The sequence below is a fragment of the Paenibacillus sp. J31R122 genome (genome assembly GCF_056269185.1).
Genome location: NZ_JBWDNM010000015.1, coordinates 20,802 through 46,655, shown reverse-complemented (window position 1 = coordinate 46,655; position 25,854 = coordinate 20,802). Strand labels below are relative to the sequence as shown.

20 protein-coding genes are annotated in these 25,854 nt (G+C 44.9%); all 20 read left to right on the top strand.

Annotated elements, in window-relative coordinates; genetic code table 11:
* Window positions 1-42 precede the first annotated feature (42 nt).
* On the top strand, window positions 43-921 hold the full coding sequence (locus AC0YN7_RS22725) for a carbohydrate ABC transporter permease (protein ID WP_475812318.1): 879 nt from the start codon (window positions 43-45) through the stop codon (window positions 919-921).
* Window positions 918-1,784 (top strand): carbohydrate ABC transporter permease, encoded by an 867-nt coding sequence (locus AC0YN7_RS22720; protein ID WP_475812317.1) that lies wholly within the window; start codon window positions 918-920, stop codon window positions 1,782-1,784. The genes AC0YN7_RS22725 and AC0YN7_RS22720 overlap by 4 nt, the downstream gene beginning before the upstream one ends.
* Window positions 1,785-2,015: 231 nt before the next feature.
* Window positions 2,016-3,311: an SMI1/KNR4 family protein gene (locus tag AC0YN7_RS22715; RefSeq protein WP_475812316.1), complete on the top strand. Its 1,296-nt coding sequence runs from the start codon at window positions 2,016-2,018 to the stop codon at window positions 3,309-3,311.
* A gap of 217 nt (window positions 3,312-3,528) precedes the next feature.
* Window positions 3,529-4,266, top strand: a complete 738-nt coding sequence (locus AC0YN7_RS22710; RefSeq protein WP_475812315.1) for a DUF7832 domain-containing protein — start codon at window positions 3,529-3,531, stop codon at window positions 4,264-4,266.
* A gap of 134 nt (window positions 4,267-4,400) precedes the next feature.
* Window positions 4,401-4,538, top strand: coding sequence for a hypothetical protein (locus tag AC0YN7_RS22705; protein WP_475812314.1), 138 nt, complete (start codon window positions 4,401-4,403; stop codon window positions 4,536-4,538).
* A 240-nt stretch (window positions 4,539-4,778) separates the two neighbouring features.
* Window positions 4,779-5,633 (top strand): EcsC family protein, encoded by an 855-nt coding sequence (locus AC0YN7_RS22700; protein ID WP_475812433.1) that lies wholly within the window; start codon window positions 4,779-4,781, stop codon window positions 5,631-5,633.
* A gap of 255 nt (window positions 5,634-5,888) precedes the next feature.
* A complete protein-coding gene (locus tag AC0YN7_RS22695; protein WP_475812313.1) occupies window positions 5,889-7,439 on the top strand; it encodes an aminotransferase class III-fold pyridoxal phosphate-dependent enzyme in 1,551 nt (516 codons plus the stop codon).
* A 24-nt stretch (window positions 7,440-7,463) separates the two neighbouring features.
* Window positions 7,464-8,252, top strand: a complete 789-nt coding sequence (locus AC0YN7_RS22690) for a DeoR/GlpR family DNA-binding transcription regulator (RefSeq protein WP_475812312.1) — start codon at window positions 7,464-7,466, stop codon at window positions 8,250-8,252.
* Window positions 8,253-8,302: 50 nt separating this feature from the next.
* Window positions 8,303-9,442, top strand: coding sequence for an alanine dehydrogenase (gene ald / locus AC0YN7_RS22685; protein WP_475812432.1), 1,140 nt, complete (start codon window positions 8,303-8,305; stop codon window positions 9,440-9,442).
* Between the two features lie 11 nt (window positions 9,443-9,453).
* Window positions 9,454-10,932 (top strand): xylulokinase, encoded by a 1,479-nt coding sequence (locus tag AC0YN7_RS22680; protein ID WP_475812311.1) that lies wholly within the window; start codon window positions 9,454-9,456, stop codon window positions 10,930-10,932.
* Window positions 10,929-11,978: an amidohydrolase family protein gene (locus AC0YN7_RS22675; protein ID WP_475812310.1), complete on the top strand. Its 1,050-nt coding sequence runs from the start codon at window positions 10,929-10,931 to the stop codon at window positions 11,976-11,978. The genes AC0YN7_RS22680 and AC0YN7_RS22675 overlap by 4 nt, the downstream gene beginning before the upstream one ends.
* A gap of 18 nt (window positions 11,979-11,996) precedes the next feature.
* On the top strand, window positions 11,997-13,412 hold the full coding sequence (locus AC0YN7_RS22670; protein ID WP_475812309.1) for an L-arabinose isomerase family protein: 1,416 nt from the start codon (window positions 11,997-11,999) through the stop codon (window positions 13,410-13,412).
* Between the two features lie 21 nt (window positions 13,413-13,433).
* The gene (locus AC0YN7_RS22665) at window positions 13,434-14,567 is read left to right on the top strand and encodes a Gfo/Idh/MocA family protein (RefSeq protein WP_475812308.1); all 1,134 of its coding nucleotides are present in this window, start codon (window positions 13,434-13,436) and stop codon (window positions 14,565-14,567) included.
* Between the two features lie 370 nt (window positions 14,568-14,937).
* Window positions 14,938-16,341, top strand: coding sequence for a sialate O-acetylesterase (locus AC0YN7_RS22660; RefSeq protein ID WP_475812307.1), 1,404 nt, complete (start codon window positions 14,938-14,940; stop codon window positions 16,339-16,341).
* Between the two features lie 32 nt (window positions 16,342-16,373).
* Window positions 16,374-18,380: a hypothetical protein gene (locus AC0YN7_RS22655; RefSeq protein ID WP_475812306.1), complete on the top strand. Its 2,007-nt coding sequence runs from the start codon at window positions 16,374-16,376 to the stop codon at window positions 18,378-18,380.
* Between the two features lie 188 nt (window positions 18,381-18,568).
* Entirely contained in the window at window positions 18,569-20,248 is a 1,680-nt protein-coding gene (locus AC0YN7_RS22650) for an extracellular solute-binding protein (protein ID WP_475812305.1), read from the top strand.
* A 103-nt stretch (window positions 20,249-20,351) separates the two neighbouring features.
* Window positions 20,352-21,251 (top strand): ABC transporter permease, encoded by a 900-nt coding sequence (locus AC0YN7_RS22645; RefSeq protein WP_475812304.1) that lies wholly within the window; start codon window positions 20,352-20,354, stop codon window positions 21,249-21,251.
* Window positions 21,252-21,278: 27 nt separating this feature from the next.
* Window positions 21,279-22,151, top strand: coding sequence for a carbohydrate ABC transporter permease (locus tag AC0YN7_RS22640; protein WP_475812431.1), 873 nt, complete (start codon window positions 21,279-21,281; stop codon window positions 22,149-22,151).
* Window positions 22,152-22,239: 88 nt separating this feature from the next.
* Window positions 22,240-23,997, top strand: coding sequence for a sensor histidine kinase (locus AC0YN7_RS22635; RefSeq protein ID WP_475812303.1), 1,758 nt, complete (start codon window positions 22,240-22,242; stop codon window positions 23,995-23,997).
* 3 nt (window positions 23,998-24,000) lie between these two features.
* On the top strand, window positions 24,001-25,659 hold the full coding sequence (locus AC0YN7_RS22630; RefSeq protein ID WP_475812302.1) for a response regulator transcription factor: 1,659 nt from the start codon (window positions 24,001-24,003) through the stop codon (window positions 25,657-25,659).
* The last annotated feature ends 195 nt before the right edge of the window (window positions 25,660-25,854 follow it).

The following is a 25,854-nucleotide window of genomic DNA, read 5'->3' as shown; positions in this document are numbered from 1 at the left end:
AGAATTCCACCATTGCCTCTGTAAATTATGAGGTGATAGTGAGTGAAGAAAGAAACCTGGCAAGGCTTTAAGGTGGAATGGCCGTATATGCTGTTTCTACTGCCTGCAATAATCGGTTTAGCGCTGTTTTTCATTTATCCGGTCGTATCTAGCGTTTATTACAGCCTGACCAACTGGAACGGATTGAATCCGACTTACGATTTTGTTGGTTTGAAAAACTACGTCCGTTTAACCCAGGATACCGTCATTATATCCGCCGTTAAACATACGCTCCTATATGCCGTTTTGATGACCGTGGTCCAAAATGCGCTCGCCGTTCCCCTCGCGGTTGCGCTCGATTCGAAAATGCGAACGAAGCAGCTGCAGCGTCTTATTTTTTTCGCTCCTGCCGTATTGAGCCCGCTCATTGTCGGTTTTCTATGGTCCTATATCATGTCTCCGGGCTCCGGCATGCTATGGAGCTTAGGATGGAAAGCGAATTTCCTTGGCAATCCCGATACGGTCATGTACTCGCTCGTCTTCGTATCGGTATGGCAATTTACCGGTTGGGCCGCCGTCATCTACTTGGCCAATCTCCAAGGCATTTCGCAGGATTATTATGAAGCGGCCACCATCGACGGCGCGAATCGCTGGAAACAGTTTTGGCACGTCACGTTCCCGATGCTGGCGCCGGCATTGACGATTAACGTCATCAACTCCTTGGTCGGAAGCTTGAAAGTATTCGATATCGTTATGTCGATGACGCAAGGCGGACCAGGCAGCTCTTCCGAAACGATTACAACTGTTTTGATCAAACGCGCCTTTACGGAATACCGGTATGGATACGGTTCGACGATTGCGGTGATGTTTCTTGCGATTACGGCTGTGCTGTCCGTGTTTCTGCTGAAGTATTTGCAGAACAGAGAGGAGAAGCTGGCATGATGAACACATCCGCACCCAAACATAAGTTGAAAAAGCGCGGCTCCTTCAACTGGCCGGGCAAGCTGTTCGAAGCATTGATGTTGATACTCGCGGCGATCGTAGCCGTACCGTTCTATTATTTATTCTCGACGACGTTCAAAAGCCCGGAAGAAGCGTCCTTGCATCCGCTGCGCTTCCCTACCCAATTCCACTTCGATCAATATGTCGATGCTTGGAACGCGATGAACTATTTGAATGTACTGAAGAACAATTTGATCATCACGGCTGTATCTGTTCTGTTGGTCGTGTTTGTAAGCGCGATGGCGGCTTATCCTTTGGCAAGACGGAGGCATAAGTTCAACCGGTTCATTTTCGTCTTGATTTTGTCGGGCATTATGGTGCCTTACCAAATGGCGATCATCCCCTTGTTCCGATTGATTAAATCGTTCCATCTCATGGACAACCAACTTGGCGTTATTCTCATTTATACGTTCGTCTTCATGCCGCTGGCTACGTTTATTTTCAGTGGATTTATCCGTACGTTACCGGTTGAGCTCGAGGAGGCGGCCAGGATCGACGGATGCGGCGTCTGGGGGACCTATTGGCGAATCACGTTTCCGCTGCTTCGGCCCGCTACCGCGACGATTGTCATTTTGGTTTCCTTGAACATTTGGAACGATTTCATTTTTCCGTTATTATTTCTCCAATCTAGAGACAAAGGGACGATCCTGCTGGAAGTTTACCGCAATGTCGGCCAGTTCTCGACGGACTGGACGAGCATGTTCCCGATGATGGTTTTAGGTATTTTGCCGATGCTGCTGTTTTATTTGGTCATGCAAAAGCATATCATCAAAGGCATTGCCAGCGGTTCGATCAAAGGTTAGCGAATGCGATTTCTTCACTGCAATCATGAAAATAATAGGTCAAGGGGCTTGTACACCTTATAGGTTACAGGCCCCTTTTTTTACATTAAAGAATTTATAATAGTGTTGCTAAAAGCTTTGCCGCATCACTGTCTAGTTAATGGAGCCGCTTGAAATAGTTGATTTACCGTGGTTATATGAAGGGATAGAAATCATAATCGAAATTTTCAATGCAGGGAGGGGGCAGCTTTGATGAAACATAGAATGGACACATGGAAACGGCAGTGGCAGCGGCTTGTTCAGGCCCTGGAGCAGAAGGGGGCAAAAACCTTTATTACGATTGATCATCCTGCACCAGAAGAGGGAATTGCTGAAGCTGAAACCCGGTTGGGAATCCGGTTGCCGGAGGAGTTCCGCTCACTGCTGAAGGATGGCTCCGGCAAAGTATTAGTATACTGGAGCTTACCGTGTGGGACGATTAAACCTTTTGATGTGAGTGGAGAAATAGGCTGGGGTACAGATCAGTTGGGTTTCTCCGATTTTGCCGATGAGGAAATGGAGGGACAACGGCAGTATCTGACCTTTCATCTGGCCGGGAACGGGGATGAATTACTGCTGGACCTGGGCAGTCCGTCCGGAACTTCCGTTGTGCATTGGGCACATGAGACGGCAGAATTCCGGCTCCTTGCACCATCCATGACGGCTTTTGTAGACCGGATAACAGAACTGGGTTGCGTCGGAGCGGAGGAATGGCAGTATCCGTATTTTTGCGGTGAATTCGGCCTGGACCCAGAGAGCGGGAATAGCAGACGCTGGAAGGCATGGCTGCACCAATACCTAACGCTTACACTGAAACAGGCCCAGGAGGAGCTTCCGCTGCTCATCACCTATACAGAGATGAACAGGTTGGACAAGGAGGTGGCAGCAGCCTTTGCCCGCTATGATGGGGAGGCAGTGCTGCAAGCCTGGTTGAAGCGAGCCAGGGCAGAGCAAGATCTCGATAATATAGATGCTTTAATACGCTGTGTAGGTGATATTCTTAAGGAGGAAGCAGCTGATTTTGTGCGTTCATTGTGGTCGGAAGCTCCAGCGGTTAAAGTGAGCCACTCTCTTCGTGCTTATCTTTCTGCACACTGTCTGCCGGAAGGTGAAGGACTTAAACGGGTCTTGGAAATGTTGGATGAGTCTACGAAACAGAAACAGAATAAGCTGAGTGGTTATGAAGCGAATTCGCTGCTCCAGCCTTTTGGCAGCCGCAGGGTGCTGGAGTGGATGGAGGACAAGGTGTCTTTTCCTTATGGCGGCTGGGATATGTTGTATGTTCATTCACAGCCTTCAGTATCCGATATCGTGCACTGGCTCAGCTCCAAGGATGTACAGCGTCAGATTGTCATTTCGGCGTTATCCAGCCTGCCGGAGGATTACGTGCTGTTCATTAGTCATGTGGACGCACAGCAGGTCCGCAGCTTGCTAGAACAGGCGCTGGATACAGCTGTGCTCAAAAAAGAAAAGCAAGCCGTTCGTGAGGCACTGGAACGACTTGCTTAAGCCCCCTCTGTTACAGTGAGCTGGATGACTTCGGAAATCCCTTGAACGATGAGAGCTGTTTAGTGATAAGCTGCTTTTGCAGTTCTCATAATAACCCAAGCGAGTAGGTGAAAAGTCCGCTGACCTTTTCATCATGGGAACCTATAATAAGGATTGTGGGGTATCTAAAACCCGCATTCTGCAAGTAGGAGAAATTTTCGCAATATGGCGAGGTGACATGGTGGACAAGATAGAGAGGGTATTGACCAAACAGGGAAAGAGTTTTAAAGAATATCGGCATTTAACTATTACGGAAGCAACAGAGATTTGTATCCTTAATGTCATTAAAGGCCGTCTATATCCCGACAAGAAGACGATGAATCCGACATACGAGTCATATCCCGTCAAGCAGGAAGCAATCGATCGGCTGAAGGAACTGGCTGATGAACTGAAAAATAAAGGTTTTGTGGAAGAACCGAGAGATGTCTTATTTCAGATCGCGGAAAAAGAAATATACGTGTACGACAAAGCGAAATGGCACTACGAAGGCGACTTTCCGCAAGAACTGGATTACATCCAAGCCTACGTTCCGACGGGCATGTTCATAGCCTGGGTGGTCAAAAATGATCTGGTCGGCAAACGAAGCCGCAAAGACGATGCATCGGAAATTGAGCTTGTCAAAAGGAACGAAATGACAGGTGCTCAATTTTATCGTACAAACTGGGATGGCGTGCTGAGCTCGAAGGAGTTGTCGGATGAAGCAGATGCGTTTGCTCGCGAATATCTCGATATTCAAAACGACATATATACGGCTGTTGATTTCACGAACGTATTGGCGGCCGGCTTGCCGACGATCTACCATGTAGAAGATTCAATTGAAAACTATCACATAATCGAGCCGATGATTACGGAGCGTTACCGAGACTGGAAACGTCGCAATAAATCGGAAACCGCGGGTAGTTTAAAAAGTAAATGATCTATCAACGCAGTGATGGGCAACCAGACATGCAGTGTGAAATGCTACCAGGAGCCTCGACGAAGGTTCGGGAGCAGCCTACTTTCTCGTCCTAGTACAGAAAGGAATAGGAGCCTGTCCCAAGGAGGAGCGCTATGAATATAGACAGCACTTTTCGATTGGACCTTACTCATCTTCGTTGCGGTTGGGCGGGGGCGATGAAAACGACTAAGTATTATACCGCTTCAGGTGAGCTAGAGCATTTAATGCTATTGCGGATATACATAGATTAGTTAAGGAAGAAGCGGGGAGGGAAGTTAATTCCGTCCCTGTTTCGTGATGATATCTTTGCTTAATTATTTCATTGTTATAAGTCCTCTATTCCCTGGGAATGCATGTCTGATATTTTGTGAAAACTCATTAATAGGTATTCCCCCGAGAGAGATTGCCTTTTCACTCCATTACAAAATATGCCAAATGCACCCTAAGCTCTGTGCGAGACGTATAACAGAGAATTACGAGGAGGCAAAATGATGAAATCAACAGATACGAAGCAGCAACTTGAAACGGAATTACAGGAAGTCGAAGCATGGGAACGGGATCAGAAGGATTTATGGTTCTGGGAGAAGCTTGGTAGACTTCCCTTTATGCTGCTTGATAAACTTACGCCCAAATTTATTCAGCAGAAGATTGGGCAAGCGGTCGATGAGATCGGTGGATATGTTCAGAATGGGGGGCGATATCTGGTTTCGGAGAAAAGTGTGCTGAAGGATGTTCAACAAAATGCAATAGCCTCTTTTCAATCTGACTCTAGTGGTGTCGAATCAGTCGGACCGGCTGAACCGCTAACCCTGGATAAATGCTCCCTTTTGCCAATAGCGGTCATGAATAAGACAGCAGATCAGCTGTCGGCGAGTCGTTCCTCTATAGCCGCCATCCAAGGTGCAACGACAGGTTTCGGCGGTTTTCTCACTCTAGCAGTTGATATTCCGGCCATATTAGGCCTTTCGTTAAAAATCATTCAAGAAATCGCAATCAGCTACGGCTACGATCCGAAACTGAAGGAAGAACGAATATTTGCAGTCAAAGTCATGCAGTTCGCTTCTTCTGACATTGTTGGCAAAAAAGCAATCCTTGAGGAACTCGGCGCTTTCGGCAGTGAGAATCACAAGCAGCAGATGATATCCCAACTACAGGGATGGCAGGAGGTTGTTGCTGTCTATCGTGATAATTTCGGCTGGAAGAAACTGTTCCAACTTATACCAATAGCAGGAATGCTGTTCGGTGCCATCATTAACAAGGGAATGCTGAACGATGTGGCAGAAGCAGCCAAAATGCTATATCGTAAAAGAAGAGCGATACAAAAGTTAGAAGCATTAGGAGAATAGGGAACAGCATACGAACCGTCGAGAATGATTAAAAAGCAATCGCCCTCTACCGTGCCATCTCGGCATGTTAGAGGGCGATCTTTTGTTTGGATTATTATCGAGATCAGGCTGCTGTACCTATTATTTTTTTTCCAAAGATTCCGAAATAATTTATTGCCAAAAGAAACAATAAGAAATATAATACTTTTAAAACATAAGTAAAACGAAACATAAAAGAAAACTAAAAACAAGTTAACGCTTGTTGAGGAAAGTGAGATGAAAAGAATGAAATCAGTGAAGAGCTCATTGTTTCAGCTATTAGGCAAAGAATATATGGAGTCAACAATGGCTGGAGCCGCTTTTCTTTCTGATCTGAATGTCTCTGAAGTGGAGAAAATAGCGAATGAAGAAATTGAGTTCATGCCCGAGGAATTTGTAAGTAGAATGGATGGATTGTTAACGAAGGTAGGGACACAGGTAGTTCCTGAAATTAAAAATTCGATTCCGGGCGCGCCGACGAATGCTTTTAGAGAGGCAGCCAATTTGAAAGCTAGCCCTCTTGGGGGACTAGGTTATCTAAGATTGGGGGAGGATGGGAAGCTTTATCTTGCGGCCAAAAGCGAGCATTACCATACACCCCTCGGGCATAATTTCCCCGGTTATCAACTGATTGATAATGCTAGAAGACTCGGTATCACCAATGCAACACATAACAACACACGGGGATATATTACACGTTTACTGGAAAGGGAGCTTATTCGAACAGTGAACGGTTTAGGTCTAGAGGAAACCGACGCGTTGGAGAACATATTGGTTAACCAGGAGCCCCATGTCCTCAACCGTGTGATCAATTTGGAAACGGGTACATTGGCTTGTGAAGCAGCCATTAAAATGATGCTTGCGAGGTTTTACAAGCTTGATCATACTTTCCCGGATCCGGAGTATAAGGATAGGATTCCCGTGTTTCTAGTAATGGGCGACAATGACGGGGGTACCAAAGCGAACTATCATGGAACGACGGTTATTGCCCAGACTATGCGCGATTTATGGCCTGCTATGTACGAAAAGATGAGTAACGCCGGGATTTTGAAAACTTGTCCGGTACGTCTTAATGACTTCGAGGACTTCAAGGAGAAATTCGAACAATATAATAAACCTCCCTTTAAGATTGCTGGGTTCCTTCATGAAATTATTATGATGAACTATGGCGGTATCAGACTTGAAGAGCAATATTTGCAACAAGCATACACGCTTTGCCATGATAACGATACTCCGGTGATGTGTGATGAAATTCAGTCTTGTATGTGGTATCCCGGTATGTATTTGTTTAGAGAATATAGCTTGAATCCTGATTTCGTGGTGATAGGTAAAGGGTTTCCGGGGGGACAGTATCCAGCATCCCGCGTGATCACTACTTCTCAGATGGATACCTTGAATCAGTTTGGCGCACTAGTTACCAACGGACAGCAAGAATTGGCGGCATTAGCTTATCTGATCACAATGAAATTTTCCGAAGAAAATGCGCCGTATATCCGTGAAATAGGAGATTATTACGAAGAAAAACTCAAAGAATTGACTTCACGACACTCCTCGCTTATTGAGAAGGTGGAAGGAAAGGGACTTCTTTCAACCTTGTTCTTTCACGAAGCGGAGAAAGTCACGAAATTTACTGGTATTGTTAATAAAAATTGCATTGATATTAGTGCTCAAACTTATAAAGCGAAGTGTCCGCCTGCTGCGCTTACAAAACCGCCTATTATCGCTACAAAAAAAATGCTGGATTTCTTTTTGAACAAGATGGATGATGCATTAGAGAGTATAAAATGACATTCGTTTCATGAAGGGGTAATTATGACAGAACAAAAAATAGAAGACATTGACATCGACGAGAGAAGAAAACGGATTTTGGATTTGCTCCATCGAGAAGGCAAGGTGAAGGTAGCTGAATTAAGTAAGCTCTTCGGTACATCGGAGGTAACCATCCGCAGTGATTTGGATGAGCTAGGTGCACAGCAATTGCTGCAGCGCACGCATGGAGGTGCGATCAGCGCCTACAAATCTTATTATAATATGAACTTTCAAGAACGTGCGGAGGCTAATAAAGAAGAAAAAAGAAAAATTGCGGTTGATGCTGCTTCACTTATTTCTGATGGCGATACCGTAATTCTCGGCTCAGGAACGACACCGCTATATGTGATGAAGGAATTAAAGAATCACAAAAATCTAATTATTATTACGAACTCCTTGTCAATCGCGCAGGAAGCTGGATTCAATAGGAATGTTAATGTTGTTATTTTGCTTGGAGGAAATCTAAATTTTGAATATCAGTTTGTCTCAGGTGACGACGCAATAATTCAATTAAACAAATATAAGGCTGATAAGCTCATCCTCTCGTCCGATGGAATAAGTTCCGAGTATGGGATTAGCACGTATCATCACCAGGAAGCGGAATTGTACAGACAAATGATCGCTAGAGTGGACAAAACAATTCTAGTCGCGGACTACACCAAAATCGGTAGAGCTAATTTTTCACTTATTGCAGGTGTCGAGAAAATGGATTGCCTCATCACGAACGAAAATGCCAACAAGGAAGAAATTGAGGCATTTAAAGAACGGGGCATTGAAGTTCGGTTGGTTTAATAGTTGGTTTAATAGTTGGTTTAATAATCCTTTAGAAGTTGGTGATGAATGTGAAAATCGGTTTGGTAAAGGAAATCAAAAACAACGAGAATAGAGTGGCACTTACACCCGGTGGAGTCAAAGAATTAGTAGGCCAAGGGCATCAGGTATTTGTAGAGAAGGATGCGGGCCAAGGCAGTGGATTTGACGATGCACAGTATGTGGATGCGGGAGGAATGGTGCTTGCGGATAAGCGCGAGCTGTTCAATCAAGCGGATATTATTGTGAAGGTGAAAGAGCCGTTAGCATCGGAGTATGAGTTTTTTAAACCTGGGCAAGCACTTTTTGCCTACTTGCATTTATCAGCGGAGCTTCCTTTAACCAAGATGCTGATCGAAAAAAAGATTTCAAGCATTGCGTTTGAAACGGTGCAGCTCGATAATGGGCAGCTTCCTCTTCTGGCCCCGATGAGTGAGGTTGCCGGCAGAATGTCGGTTCAGATCGGAGCAACGATGCTCCAAAAGTATAACGGCGGCATGGGGATTTTACTAGGCGGGGTTCCGGGGGTAAGCAGCGCAGAGGTCGTGATCATCGGGGGAGGGGTCGTAGGTACAAATGCCGCTAAGATGGCAATTGGACTCGGTGCTAAGGTCACTATACTTGACGTGAGTAAAAATAGGCTTGTTTACCTCGACGATATATTCGGGGGGAGAATTACGACCCTTATTTGCAATGAATACAACGTAGCCCAAGCTGTAGAAAATGCCGATTTGCTTATCGGTGCGGTACTCATTCCTGGAGCGAAAGCGCCTAAAATCGTGAAGGAAGAAATGGTAAAAACAATGAAGAAAGGGGCGGTTATCGTAGATGTAGCGATTGACCAAGGCGGATCGATCGAGACGATTGATCGAGTAACGACACATGACAACCCGTACTATGAAAAATACGGCGTGGTTCATTATTCGGTTGCCAACATGCCAGGGGCCGTTCCGAGAACATCAACCTTTGCGCTTGAAGCAGCAATGCTGCCGTATCTGGTGAAGCTTGCGAACAAAGGAGTAGAGCAGGCTTTGATAGAGTATTCTGATCTGCGCTCAGGCTTAAATACTTACGACGGCGCGGTCACTTGCAAGCCCGTAGCGAGAAGCCTTGGTCTTGACTATATAGATCCAATGGAGTGTTTGGATACGAAGAAGAGCGCTGTAGTATGAGAGGGTGATCGATGATGTCGAGTGAAGATAATCGGAAGTCTCGCGAGTATTTAATAGGACTTGATATCGGCACATCAGCGGTAAAAGGAGTACTGCTCTCAGCAGGTGGATCTGTCGTTTCAAGAGAGCGTAACGAAACGCAAACTGAAGTTTTTGATAATGGCCGTATCGAGTTTGACGCTAATCTATTGTTTCGATTGACTGCCGATGTCATTCGCAGGCTGGTCTCAGCACTGCCCGAGGGTGCATTTGTTTCAGGGCTAAGCATAGCGTCGGCTAGCGGAAATACTGTCCTTGTAAATGACCGTGGGGAGCCAATGCTCCCGGCATTCAGTTGGATGGATGAACGCGTAACAGATGAAATGGAAGCGACGTTCGGGAAGCTGGAAGCAACTGAGGTTCACGATTTGATAGGGTGGCCGCTGCTGAAAAGTTTTCCACTCGCTCACCTTTCCTGGTTGAACGTTCACGAGCCGGACCTACTGAAAAGCGCGGCAAGAGTTTGTATGAGCACAGAGTACTTGAATTACAAGTTAACTGGAGAATGGGCAATTGACAGCTCCACGGCTACCACCTTCTATCTGCAGAATCAGAAGGCCATGGAGTGGCACCTTCCTTATTTGCGAAAATTAGAAATTCCCGAGGAGAAGCTGCCGCGTTTACTAGCCCCGGGATCGGTTCTGGGCTATATCACTGTGGAGGCTGCTGTCGAGACAGGGCTTCCGCCTGGAATGCCCGTGACAGTTGGTTCTTTCGATCACCCGAGTGCTGCGAGGGGGGCGGGGGTATTGGATGAAGGACAACTGCTTCTATCCTGCGGGACCTCATGGGTAGGCTTCACACCATTAAAGGATCGGCAGAGTGCGATTGATCTTAAGATGCTGGTCGACCCATTTCTTCAACCAAAAGGACCGTGGGGCGCGATGTTTTCAATTCCTGCAATCGCCACTGCGGTGGATAAATACATCTGCGAATATATTTCCAGTGCCCCGGACAGGTACGATACGTTTAATGAGCTTGCTAGCGCAGCTGAGCCCGGAGCGGGCGGACTTCTCATAAGCCCCATGTTGCCAGATGAGCTCGACGAACGGGATGAGTTCGCAAAGACAGATATAGCAAGAGCGTTAATGGAAGGAACGGTTTATCTCTTAAAAATGCATATAGACCGATTGGACGAGGCTGGGATGCGATTTGATTCCGTGACAATGGTTGGTGGGCCTACGGAGTCTCTCCTTTGGCCGCAAATCGTAGCCGATGTACTCGGGAAAGAAGTAAGCGTTGTCAACGGGTCCTGCGCTGGAGCAGCAGGGGCAGCCATTATGGCAGGTATAGGCACGGGTCTGTATCCGGATGAAAGAGGAGCAATCCTAAAAGCAGCCTTTCCAAAGCTGATTAGGAAACCGGATCCAGCGGCGCATGAGGTATATAAGCGAGAATATCGGAAATTTACTAGCGAATCTATTTCGAATGATGGGGGTTTATCACAATGAGTTTATTTCAGATTAAGGAAGTTGACAAAATTTATTACGAAACCAAGCTAAAAGAGTTTTTACCCGATAAAATCATCGACATACATACACATGTATGGCTTGACAGCATTCGCATACAAACCTCAAAAGCGCCCGTGAGAGCCGTTACGTGGCCGTCCTTGGTTGCTGCACAAAATCCGATTGAGGATCTATACGAAACTTACCAGCTTATGTTTCCAGGAAAGCAGGTTACTCCGCTCATATTTTCGCAAGTGAGTTTGAGTTACGACATCGAAGCCGGTAATGAATATATCAGGGAGTGCGCCGAAGAGCACAGCCTGCCGTCTCTGATGGTCACTAAGCCGGGTATGAGCGCTGCGGATTTTGAAGATGGAATCGAAAAGGGCGGATTTTTGGGATGCAAAGTTTATTTAAATTTTGCAGATTCCTATATCCCTGAGAAAGAAATACGGGTCTTCGATTTCTTGCCTCATCATCATTTGGAGGTTTTGAACAAGCGCGGTTGGGCCGTTATGCTGCATATCCCGAGAGACGGCAGATTGAAGGACCCTGTAAATCTCGCGCAATTATTGGAGATTGAAAGAAAATATCCATCCGTCAAGATGATTGTCGCCCATGTTGGCAGAGCATATTGCCCCGAGGATCTGGGGAACGCATTTGAAGTTCTTGCCGAGACGAAAAATATGGTGTTCGATATTAGTGCAAATACAAATGATTATGTTTTCCAACAGCTGATTAAAGCGGTAGGACCAAAACGCATTCTTTTCGGCAGCGACCTGCCTATTCTTCGAATGAGGACTAGACGAATTTGCCAAGACGGAAATTATGTAAATTTAGTTCCAAAGGGACTATACGGGGATGTATCAGACGACAAACATATGCGTGAGGTGGAGAATGAGGAGGCGGAAGCCCTAACGTTCTTCATGTATGAGGAGATCGAAGCGTTCAGGTTGGCCGCTGAGGCCGAGGGTTTAACGAAGCAGGACATCGAAGACGTATTCTACAATAATGCTTATGCACTTATCAATAGTATCAATAATCGATAAGAAGAAGGAGAATCATAGATGGAGAAGCTAAAAATCGGACTGCTGCCCTTGTACATTAAATTATATGACGATCATTGGCCTGAAATCAGAGAAAGAGTGGATGCCTTTCATGATACGATTGCAAGCGAGCTTCGAAATAAAGAGCTGGAAGTGGTTTCTGTTCAGCTATGCAGAATTAAGGCTGAATTCGAGGAGGCCATTCAGATTTTCGAGCGAGAAGATGTCGATGCTGTCGTGACCTTGCATCTGGCCTATTCTCCTTCTCTTGAATCCTCAGCACTCTTGGCGGCAACAGAGCTTCCGCTCGTAATCCTTGATTCAACTCCGACCTTTGATTTAAGTCCGCTGCAGCTGCCGGATGAAATTATGTACAATCACGGCATACACGGTGTACAAGACATGTGCAATTTGTTGCTGCGCAACGGGAAAGAGTTTCAGATCGAAGCGGGGCACTGGTCTCAGTCAGATGTGCTGGATCGAGTAACGGATTGCGTGAAAGCTGCAAGAATGACAAAACGCATGAAGACAGCACGAGTAGGAAGGCTGGGACGTCAATTCGAAGGCATGGGAGATTTTCTAGTACCGACTGATGTTCTGCAGTCTACCATTGGGATGGAAACACTCGAGTTTGATCTCACTGATAATAAAACGAGATTTGAAGAGATAACAGAAGTGCAGATCGAAGAAGAGATGAGAGCTGACCGAGAGCTCTTTAAGTCCACAAGCCTAGACAAAGAGGTATACAAGCAGTCGACGGAAGCATGTCTAATGGTGAGAAGCTTGGTGGAGAAATACGAATTAACGGCGTTTACCGTAAACTTTATGGAGATTACGAAGCAATCAGGTCTTCCCTGCATGCCGTTCATGGAAGCAAGCAAAGCGATGGAGAGAGGGATCGGCTACGCAGGAGAAGGCGATGTCCTTACCGCTGCTTTAGTTGGCGCGCTGCTTTCCGTATACCCAGAAACGTCATTCGCGGAGATGTTTTGTCCAGACTGGCAAAACAACCGCATCTTAGTCAGCCACATGGGCGAGATGAATGTGCGTATTGCGGCAGAGAAGATGACTCTTCAAGAGAAGGCATTTCCTTTTTCTAACGCGGGAAGTCCTGTCGTCGCATATGGGAGATTCCGTGGTGGAAAAGCAGTTTATGTCAGCTTAGCCCCGGGAAAGAACGATACCTACTCGATGATTTTATCACCTGTGGAGATGCTGGAGGTACAGGGCGAGGATCGGATGCCAGACGCGATCCGCGGCTGGTTTGAGCCAAGCCTTCCGGTTTCTGATTTCTTAACTTCATTCAGTAAGCACGGCGGTACTCACCATGGCGTTATCGTTTATGGCGATGTGGCGAAAGTGTTGGAACGATTTGGCGAAACGATGGGCTGGAAAGTCGTAAACATAGGATATTCTGTCCGCGGCGGATCTCAATAATAAATGACTGGAGGACCAAACATGAAATTGGGGGTCATAGGTTATGGCAGTCGCATTCGTAACATGCTTCAGTCCATCGTAAATTACGATAGCGACTGCAGAATCGCTGCCATCGTAGATGTCAGAAACGACGAGTTTAAGAGTAACCAGGAAAATAACGGATTGGATAAAGTCAACTTTTACGATACGCCGGAGGAAATGATCGCAAGCGAGGAGCTCGATGGAATTCTGATTGGTACTCGCTGCTCCTTGCATACTGAAATGGCGCTCAAGGTTATGCCGTCAGGCATTCCGTTATTTCTGGAGAAGCCGGTAGCTACGAATATGGATGACCTGCGTCGATTGAAACAGGGCTACGAGTCGGGGAAGTCGAAGGTGCTGGTCTCCTTTCCGCTAAGCTTGACCTCTATGGTCAACATGGTAAAAGAAATCATCCAATCCGGGAAAATTGGTACTGTTGAGCATGTTCAGGCCGTTAATAACGTTCCTTACGGAGGCATTTACTATCATAATTGGTATCGTGATGAGAATGAGACGGGCGGTATGTTCCTTCAGAAGGCAACGCACGACTTCGATTATATAACCGATGTCCTTCAGTTGCGACCGATAAGTATAAGCGCAATGACGTCAAAACGAATATTCACGGGAACAAAACCTGCGGGACTGAAATGCGTCGAATGCGATGAGAATAGAACGTGCGAAGAAAGCACGGCTTTTGCAGACAAAGAGACTCGGGATACATGGGCTTATTGCTGCTTTGCGAAAGATACGGGCAACGAAGATTCAGGGAGTGCTCTGATCCGTTATGAAAGTGGAATGCATGCTACCTATTCGCAGAACTTTTTTGTACGCAGAGGGGCAGCGGCTAGAGGAGCACGTTTTATTGGGTATAAAGGAACGATAGAATTTGATTTTTATACGAACCAAATCAAAGTATTCATGCACCATACTGCTAGAGTTGAAACGTATGAAATTGATCCGGGAGAAGAGCATTTCGGCGGAGATGCCGGATTGGCTGCTAACTTTGTGGCAATGATGCGAAATGGTGCTGATCCGATCCGTTCATTGGGTGAAGGCCTGTTAAGTGGATTATTGTGCCTGAAAGCTAGAGAATCCTCTCGAACAGACACCTTTCAAACGATTGATTGGGAGTAAGTGAGCGCTAGTGTAAACAAATGCACACTAAAGTAATGAAATGAGTATAGAGACTTTACTATTTACCTTTTATAATTTGGATATAAACTTAGTGATAATTAAATAGACAGCTGCCGATTAGGTGTTAGACGGAAGCGCTCCACTCTTGGAAGTCAAATGAATGTTTTCATAATTCATCTCAAGAGTGGGGCGTTTTTTTATTTTTTTTATGACGCTGAGGTTTAGAAGGGGAGGTGTTTCGTGAATGAGGAATAGAGCCAAATGAGCTGTAAACAGATGCACATGAATGTAAAAACAAGAGTATAGATTGGTCTCGTGGGCACCTATATAATACACAGCATAGGACGGCATGAATATCGGAGGGGATAGCTTGACGATCAAACCATTTGGTGTGCAAATCATTCAAGGACCGCAGCACTGGGCAATTTTGCAGAGGGTTCAAGGCTTGGGTGCAGTTTATTTAAGAGGATCCTGGTCGATCAATCCAGGTGCTCTCGCAGAACAGGCTTGCGTTTATGCTTGTGTGGTCAAGGAGGATGGCAGCGGGGTTGTCGTTCCGTGGAGACGTTGTTTCATGAGTGAGGGTGACGAATGGAATGTGAGCATTACAGATATTCCTACCGGAGGCTTGTACCGAATTGAAACCTGCTTACGTCTGAATGAGCAGCAGCCGATGGAGCTCTCTACACGCGGTGATATGATTCACCATGTTGCCGTTGGTGACATATGGGTGATCGCGGGGCAAAGCAACGCAACAGGTTATGGCAGAGGGCCCGTTTATGACCCACCAGAAATGGGTGTTCACCTACTGCGGCATAATGGAAAATGGGACTTGGCGACACATCCCTTCAATGAATCAACGCAATCGGTTCAAATGTTGAATGGCGAGCCGGTAAATCCTGGACACTCTCCCTACCTCGCATTTGCGAAGCTGGTCAAGAGTGAAACGGGTATTCCGATTGGACTTCTTCAAACCGCTCTAGGTGGTTCTCCACTGGAGAGATGGAATCCGAATGAAATCGGTGATTTATACCGTAATATGATGGAGGTCATTCATTCAGCAGGCGGGCGTGTGAAGGGGATGTTATGGTATCAGGGGTGCAGTGACTGCGATGTAATAAACGCTCCATCGTATCTAGATAGGTTCACTCAAATGGTGGATCATTGGCGAAATGAATTGAAGAATCGTGAGCTGCCGGTATTGACTGTACAGCTAAATCGATGTGCAGGGTATGCGGATGGTGAAGAAGGAAACCGATATTGGGGAATGGTTCGCGAAGCTCAACGGATCGCGGCGATGCGGGACGATCAAGTGTATGTCGTACCCTCGCTTGATAGCCCACTCTCGGATATTATTCATAATAGCCCTGCAGGCAATTTGTTGATTGGTGGACGATTGGCAAGGGTGGCATTGGCTACACAGTATGGAAAGCCGGTATGTTATCGGGCACCGAATTTGAGGGAAGCAGTGTTCGGCCACCGTACCACTCAAGGGAAACAGACGGTAATACTAGAGTTTGCAGATGTGCTAGGTGAACTATTCGCAATTGGACCGGGAGAGTGTCTGTTCTCGATCCATGATGAGAAAGGTCTTGAGCCGATTATGCAGTGGACCATTCTGAGTAAGGACAAGGTTGAGCTCATCCTTCCTCGTCCAATCGAAGGGTCTTCCTTTGTCCATGGCACATACGAAGCTAATCCGTCAGCTTTTCCGATTATAGATACGGGAACTCATCTACCAATGCTCTCGTTTTATCATGTACAAATCAAATGAAAAACCAAATAAGAAAATAGGATGGATTAAACATGGCGAATTATGCTTATATGCTGCGTTACACCCTGCAGCCAGGTCATTGGGAAGAAGAGCGTCTTGAAGCATTAGTTGAGTTTTGTCGCAATAGTAGAATAGATGATGTCATGTTCTTTATAGAGCCATTAAATCTTCGTCATAATACGATTGAAGAAGTAAAACCTTGGATCCAAATGATAGGGCGGGCGAAAATCGAATTAGATAAGATTGGGGTGACGACTTCAGTCAACCCGTTAAATACGCTGCTGCACGATTCAGCAGGTAATCAGCTGTCCAAAGATTTTAACTTTCAATTGATGGTTGATCCATTAGGTAATCAATCTAGTGTCGCGGTATGTCCGCTATGTCCAGAGTGGCGGAGCTACATCGTTGAAATATATGCTTATTATGCTACGCTGCAGCCTTATTCGCTATGGGTAGAGGATGATTTTCGATTCCATAATCATGCGCCGCTCGTGTGGGGGGGATGCTTCTGCGATGCACATTTAAGAGAGTTTGCCGGGCAAGCAGGGGTAGCCTCTATAAATCGAGAGGAATTTGTCAGAGGATTATTAGCGCCCGGAGAGCCGCATGAATATCGCCGGATCTGGTTGGAATCCTGCCGACAGACTATGGTCCATTTGGCGGAATCTATAAGCGATGCGGTACATCGTGTCTCGCCCAATACACGGATTGGTTTAATGACGAGTGCACCTAGTGTACATGCTGCGGAAGGTCGGGATTGGTATGGGATAATAGCGGCATTTGACGGTGATCAATCTGCTATTGTTCGACCCCATTTGCCAGCTTACAGGGAAACTAGTGGAATGGAGTATTCCTGGCATTTCAATGATGTATCACGATTGACTTCTGCATTACTTCCGGAGCAAACAGCTACATACCCGGAATTGGAAAATATTCCGTACACATCATACTCCAAATCGAAATCTTTTCAGAAATATCAATTGGAAACCTCTTTGCTGCTTGGCAGTCGAGGGATCACCTTAAATATTATCGATATGGTAGGCAATGGTTTATATCCCGAAGAACAGACAGATCGTTGGTTAAATGAAGAAAAAGATTTCCTGAACGCAGTAGATGCAATGAACCTCAAAGTAGACCAGATGGTCGGCGTACAGGTGCTTGTGAATGAACGATCCTCATACTCTCTGCATACGTCTAAGCAAGGTTCAATGGAGGAGCTTAATCCAATGGAAACATTTTGGGCAAGCTTACTTTCGTCATACGGAATTGCTAACAGTTATACGGTAGAGTGGCCTCGGAGGGAAGGTGTCGTTGCTTGCTCTGGACAAATTCTACGCAATTACGATGAGGCACAAATACGCGAGCTATTCGCTGCGCATTGTATTCTATTGGACGGAGATGCACTGTACACGCTATATGAAATGGGACTAGGCTCATTATGTGGAGTGAAGCATGCAGCTTGGATAGAGTTGCAAACGATAGAACAAATTGTGAACGGCCGAGAGTACTCGGAAACGAAAGAAGGGAGGATGAGACCTTATCTTACCTTAGGGCATTGTTTAGACATTGAGTATGAGCAAGGCTCCGCAGAAGTGATCTCACGAATTTTGAATGTACAAGGAGAAGCTATTTGCCCAGGGATGACAATTGTGAATGATCGTGTTTTTATTTTGCCTTATAGACAGAAAAACCCAGAGGGCCTGCTTAATCCGATCCGTCGTGCCGTTCTTCAAGAAACGATAAATAGGATGAGTGTTCCCAAGCCGTTAATGGTTACGAGCTATTCCCCGCATGTTGCAGTATGCGAGTTCAGATCCGATAATCAACAAATCATAGCTATTATAAACAACTCATTAGACGAGATGGGAATGGTCGAGCTTGCAGGGATGGATTTAACTGATGATAATTGGAAGCTGTTTAACCGCAATAAACCGACGGGACAGCAGCTCGCTTTACGAAGTGAACGATACCGAACTGCATTGAATGAAAGGTTCGCCCCATTAACTGTGACTGTTCTACAGAGACAAAGTGGATCTTAAGACATTGATGTAAAAAACTGTGCATCGATGTAAAGTCATGCGTATAGAGTAGGCGTTCAGAAGCCCCTATAATAAGGGTATGGGAGATAGTTGATATATAAATATACAGCATATGTAAATTTAATGTCACATCTATCTGCTACAGCTTATACACTCAACGCTCCAGAAAATGACGAGGGGGATTTTGAATGAAGCGCAAGGGGAGATTGATTTTATCCTGTATGTTGATTGTGGTGTTGACTTTTGTAAGTGCTTGCAGCGGCAAGAATTCGAACGAAGGATCATCCACTCCGGCACCAGAAAGCAGTAACGCGGTTGAAACAAGTGAACCGAAAAACGAGAAACCAGAGCCTGTAGAAATTACGATGGGTCGTGAGAATGCAGCGGATATTAAGTACATCTCGGGTGAAACAATTGACAAAAATGCTGTAACCGATGCACTTCAGAGAGACCTTGGCATTACAATTAAAAACTTATGGGTTGCAGAGACGACTCAGTATCCCCAGAAGGTGCAAATGAGTATTTCATCAAATGATATTCCGGATCTTATGTGGGTTGACGATATGGCAAAGCTGCAGCAGCTTATCGAAGCCGACATGATTATGGATCTTACAGATGTCTATGAGAAAACGGCTACCGAGGCCACAAAAGCTTACTTAACCGGAGATGGCGGTAAGCAGTTGGATTCCGCTAAAAGCAATGGGAAGCTGATGGCCATCCCTCTTACAAATGGCCCTTATAGTTCATCCACTCAAGTATGGATCAGAAGAGATTGGCTGAAGAAGTTAAATCTGTCGGAGCCAAAAACCATGCAGGATGTTATCGATATCGCAAAAGCTTTCGCGACACAGGATCCAGGAGGGACGGGCAAAACGTACGGCATCCCAATGACAAAAGAATTTCTATTGGACGGGACATTTGATATTAAAGGTTTCTTTAATGGATTCCATGCCTATCCGAATCAATGGGTAAAGGATGCATCTGGACAGCTGGCGAATGGCAATATCCAGCCGGAGATGAAGCAAGCATTGAAGCAGCTGCAAGATATGTATAAAGATGGACTGATCGATCCGGAATTCGGTGTTAAAGATGTTACGAAGGAAAATGAGCTGGTCGCTGCGGACAAAATGGGCATTGTATACGGTCCTTTCTGGCTCAGTGCATGGCCACTGTTCACCAGTGCGATTCAAGATGGGAAATTGGCGCAAGATTGGTGGCCGTACCCAATCGTATCTATTGACGACAAGCCTGCGCTGTCACAAATCGAGCTGGGAGTTGCCGGTTACTACGTCGTATCCAAAAAAATGAAAAACCCGGAAGCCGTCATTCGACTTCTCAACAAATGGGTACAGATTTATACGAAGCCCGAGGAATCAGACAAAGTATACCTCCTTCAGAACGAAGAGGCTGTGAATTACTGGAAACTAAGCCCTGTCCGTGCATTCTCTCAGACGGAGACAGTAATGCTAGGTGATGTTGTACCTAAAGCGGTTGAAGCGAAGGATCCTTCTTCACTTACTGGCCTAGAAGCACCAAATCGTTATGGGAAAATTATGAAATACTTGGACGGAGATATGAAAGAATGGGGAGAATATCTGATTTCCGGACCTAAAGGAGCCTTATCCATCATGTATGACTATTTGCAAAAGGATCTCTACCATTTTAATGAGTTTAATGGAGCTACAGGCCCCGTCATGCTTGAGAAAAAACCAATACTTGATGCAAAGATGAACGAAGTGTTTATTAAAATTATTATGAATCAGGTTTCAATCGATGAATTTGATAAATTTGTCGAAGATTGGAAGAAGCTTGGCGGTGACGATATGACAAAAGAAGTTAATGAGTGGCACGCAAGCGTAGCAAAGTAATAACCATTGTGCAGGGAGGGGAGCTGCAAGCTGCGGGGTCTCCTCCCGATTATTGCATCGCTAAGGTCAGCGCCAGATGTTTACGCTTGGGAGGTAGTTTGAAATGATCATCAAAAGGTTTGCAAAGGAATGGCCGCTTCATTTATTGCTGCTGCCAGGTATAATAATTGCGATTATATTCAGTTATGTGCCAATGGTGGGTGTCTCTATTGCCTTTGAAAAGTATATTCCAACGCGCGGAATATTTAATTCACCATGGGTTGGATGGAAAAATTTTGAATATATGCTGGAGTATCCTGATATTGATCGAATCATGTTCAATACTCTATTTATTGCGATAATGAAAATAGTTGGTGGACTTCTTGTACCTATTACAATCTCAATCCTGCTGAATGAAATTGGAAGAGAGTTTTTTAAGCGGACGGTTCAGACACTCGTTTACTTGCCCCATTTTTTGTCGTGGGTGCTGCTGGGTGGTATCATGATCGATTTGTTATCGCCTTCATCCGGAATAATCAATCAGATTTTAGGCTGGGCCGGAATTAAGCCGGTTTTCTTTCTTGGAAGTAATACCTGGTTTCCCTATACGCTTGTGATTTCGGATATTTGGAAAGAGTTTGGCTTTAGCACCATTGTCTATTTGGCAGCGCTCACAAGTATTAATCCGGCCTTGTACGAGGCGGCTAAAATGGACGGTGCTAACCGTTGGAAGCAAACCTTGCATATTACCCTTCCGGGAATGATGCCGATCATCGTTCTGCTCGCGACCTTAAGCATTGGGAATGTTTTGAATGCGGGGTTTGAGCAAATATTTAATTTGTATAGTCCGTCCGTGTATGAGAGTGGCGATATCATAGATACTTTTGTTTATCGTATGGGCTTCGAGCAAGTTCATTATGGGTTAGCTACGGCAGTCGGATTATTGAAATCAGTCGTTTCCTTTATTCTTGTATCCATGTCCTATGCGATGGCATACCGTTTTGCGGGTTACCGTATTTTCTAGAAAGGAGGCAGGGTATTGATTACACGAATGTCTAAGAGTAGAACAGTATTTGTAGTTTGCAATTACACCTTCTTGGCGTTGCTTTCTCTATTATGCATATTCCCTTTAATTCATATGTTCGCTTTATCTCTTAGCTCTGGTGCGGCAGCAGCGGCAGGTAAAGTTGGCCTGTTGCCAGTGGATTTCACGACAGCTGCTTATAGAAACATAATGAATAAGCCGGAATACTTGACAGCCTTTGGAGTTTCCGGGCAAAGACTTGTGCTTGGAACAATAATTAGTGTATTTCTTACGATAATTACGGCTTATCCTTTGTCTAAAGAGAACCAGGCTTTTCAATTTAGAACGTGGTATACTTGGTTTTTTGTTTTTACCATATTGTTCGGAGGCGGCCTTATTCCTTGGTTTATGACGATCAAGAAGCTCGGACTGATGGATTCCATTTGGGCGCTTGTGCTGCCTGGAGCGCTTTCGGTGTTCAACGTAATTCTGCTGCTTAATTTCTATCGAGGCTTGCCGAAGGAGCTTGACGAATCAGCTAGAATGGATGGAGCAGGTCACTTCCGGACATTATGGAGCATCATTGTCCCCTTGTCCATGCCCGCTCTTGCGACAGTTGGGTTATTTACAATGGTAGGGCACTGGAATAGCTGGTTCGATGGTCTTGTACTGATGAATAGGCCGGAGCATTATCCTCTGCAAACCTTTCTTCAGACGATTGTTATTAAGAGAGATATGAGATTCATAAGCTCGCAGGATGCGGAACTGCTTCGACTAATTTCCGATCGAACGAGTGGCGCTGCGCAAATCTTTGTGGCATCTCTTCCTATCTTGCTGGTCTATCCATTCCTGCAACGATTTTTTATTAAAGGGATCGTGCTAGGCAGCGTGAAGGAATAAAATGGTGAAACAATAGTTTGCTTCCTCCCCTGTATGATAAAGTGTATGTACAATAAGGAAGCACATTATCAATGCAGGGGGAACAATCATGAGGATTTCTAACTTGCTAAAGTGGAACAGGCCAACCATTTTTGTTAAATTGATGCTGACCTTTATAGCGGTATTGGTACCGCTGTACTTGCTAACTCTTGTAATTAACAATAAGGGTTCAGAGAGTATTCGCAAGGAAATTTTTCAGTCAATTGCCAATCGAAATCAATTTTATCAGAATATGCTGGAGCTGGAAGTTGAGCGGATTATACGTATACTTCCGGAATATGTCGCAGACAAAGACCTAATGTTTCTAAGTACAAGTGGTGATAGTATGAGTGATTACGAGAAATTGACTTCTATCAGCGGGATTCAGCGGCGTTTGCAACTGATTAAATATAACAGTATTTACATTGCGGAGGTCAGAGCTTATTTACCTCTCCTCCAGCGAACGATTCTAAGCTCGACATTTGATACAGCCATTAATAATGCAGAGTTTGAAGCATTGCAGCTTAAAAACAATAACCAGGAAAGTCCTCTCATCTACTGGGATGACAGACTGTTTGTTAGTATGCAATATCCTGCGCTTGTAAACCGCAAGGTACAGTTCGTTGTAGGTGTGGAAATTTCGGTCCAAAGGCTGAAGAAGACGTTAAGAGAGGTTATTAGCATTCCTGAAGGAAAGGCCGCTCTCATCAATGTGAACCAGAATTGGATGGTCTCGGATGAGCAGGATTCTTCTATTTTAACGGCTCTTCGCAATTACCTCGCCAATCAAAAACAACAGGAGATTTATGCCGGTTATCATACACTTCAATTCGGAAATGTACCTTATTTGGTCTCGTTCACCTACTCTAAGGAGTTGGGATCTTATCTGGTGAGTTATGTGGCGGAAAGTCATATTACCGATCCTATCAATAAGTATCAGTTCTGGATATTGGGCGTTTCTGTGTTATCCATATTCATCATTCTTTTCTTCTCTATGTCCATATTCCGTATGATCCATCGTCCATTAAAAACATTAATCGGTGCCTTCAAACGGATGAGGATGGGAGAGATTGTACCAATCGCTCATTCGCAGCGTCACGATGAATTCGGTTATTTATACAATGCATACAATGAGACGGCGGTCCATCTAAAGACACTTATACAGGAAAACTACGAGCAGAAAATCCACAGCCAGCGTTCTGAGTTGAAAAGATTGCAATCTCAAATAAACCCCCATTTTCTATACAATTGTTTTTTTGTTCTATGTCGATTAATTAAATCGGAAGATCTGGAGCTTTCCTATCGATTCTGTCAATATGTCGGAGACTATTTTCAATTCATCACTAGGGACGATTCTGACCTCGTATCGTTGGAGACGGAAATTAAGCATGCGCGGACATATGTAGAGCTTCAGAAGGTTTGTTATGGGGATAGAATTCAGGTTCAATTCGATGAGCTTGATCCTGAACTTGCGCCGTATAAGGTGCCGCGCTTAATTTTTCAACCGATCGTTGAAAATATTTATAAGTATGCGGTTACTGACATGGTCTCTGGCGGAAAGCTGTGGATCCATACGGATTATAGTGACGGAGATTTGATCGTTTATATGGAAGACAATGGTGAGAGTTTGTCGGATCATGACTTAGAGAAATTGAATCTTAGACTGAGTATGTCAGCTCGTGTTATCGAAGATACAACAGGGATTATTAACATACACAGACGTATTCAAATTATGTTTGGGCCGGAATACGGATTGCATATGTCGAGATCCAAGATGGGCGGTCTGCGAGTTGCGATTCGGTTGGCGCTTAAAGAAGAGGGGGCGTGACGCATGTACAGATTACTAATTGTGGACGATTTGCCGGTCATTACGGATGGATTAGCAGATCTATTTGAGAGAGAGCAAAATTTACAGTTGGAAGTGTACAAAGCATACTCTGGCTTCGAAGCGCTCGAGCTCATGAAAAAACAACGTATCGATATCGTGCTTTCCGACATTCTTATGCCCGGAATGAATGGGATTGAGCTGTTAAAGCAAATCCGCAGAAATTGGCCAATAAGTAAGGTAATCTTATTGACGAGCCATAGTGATTTCAGCTACGCACAGAGTGCGTTGTCATTGGGCGGACTTGAATATATTTTGAAAACGGAAAGCGACGATATCATTATCAAAGCAGTGGAGAAGGCTATTGATAGTCTGAATAAAGAGAGTGATGCAAGGAGATTGATTGAGAAGGCACAGGAACATATGAAGATGGCCCTTCCAACCTTGCAGAAGGAATATCTATGGGCTTTGCTGCAAGGGAAAAAGGTAGAACCCGAGCTTCTTGCTGAGCATTTCTCTAACATTGAAATTTTCTTTCGAGCCGACCAACCCGTGTTTCTATTAATCTGTCGTGTGGACGATTGGAATGAAATTACGACTGCGCCGGACAAATCGCTGATCATCTATGCCGTGCAAAATATCGTTGAAGAATTTTTATTTGAATCCGCTAAGCTTATCTCACTTGTATACGAATCGTCCAAAATGGTTTGGATCCTGCAGCCGCATTCCGTGGAGACAGAAGAACGGGAGAGGACATTCCATTACGTGAATGGAATGCTGGAAATGATTCAGAGCAAATGTCAGGAGTTACTGAAACTATCCATCTCGTTCGTTCTTGGAAGTCGCGCGGTAGACTGGCCCGAGCTCGCCGATCGGTTCCACGCGTTGAAATTTCTGCTCGTACGGGGAATAGGAAGTCGAAGAGGTACGTTATTAACAGATGATAAGATTTCTCAGATCGAAGAGGAGCATTCACAGAGTATTGCGAATCAGGGACCTCGGAAAAAAAGCTATGAGCTTCAGAGCAAGATGCCGCTGCTGCTGAATTGCCTGGAGAACGGGAACGAGGAACAATTTTTTCGACTATATGAGGAATTATCCCCTCTTTTCACGAATGATCGAATTCCAAGCTTGCAGAAGTTGGAGCTTTATCATGCGTTGTCCTTTGTGTTTCTGACATTTGTGAATAAGTATGAGCTAGAGAAGGCGCTAGGAGATCAGTTCGAATGGAACAAACTCGTCAAATTTGACGAAAATATATCTTGGCAGGAGTGGAGCGACTACTTTCTACATCTCGCACACGCTATCATTACCTGGAACATCAAAGAGCAAGAGCAAAGCACCCATGATGTTGTAAGGAAGGTACATGAATTTATTGAAAGTCATATTTCAACAGAAATCTCACTTATACATATGGCGGATTATGTGAACTTGAACCCCTCGTACTTGTCGAGGCTATATAAGCAGATTACAGGGAACGGATTATCCGATTATTTAACGGAATTGCGTGATCGCAAAGCCAAGGATCTGCTTACGAAAAGCAGTTTGAAGGTACATGAAATTGCTACTGCGCTCGGCTACAACTCCTCACATTCATTTATTAGATTTTTCAAGAAAAAGAATCGCACAACTCCGCAGGAATATAGGGAGCAGTGGGGGCAGTAAGACTGTGAAACTCGTATTAAATATATAATCTAGCGGTGCCTATGGCACTTCTAATTTAAAATGACTGAATATTCAGTCTATTTGTGCTGCGATTGAAGTGTTCTAAAGATGCTTCGATATGGAGGTGAGGCAAACCAAAGAAAGCACAGTTGGAAAGCGGTAAAATTGTAATGATTTGAGGGGTTATAGGTAGTT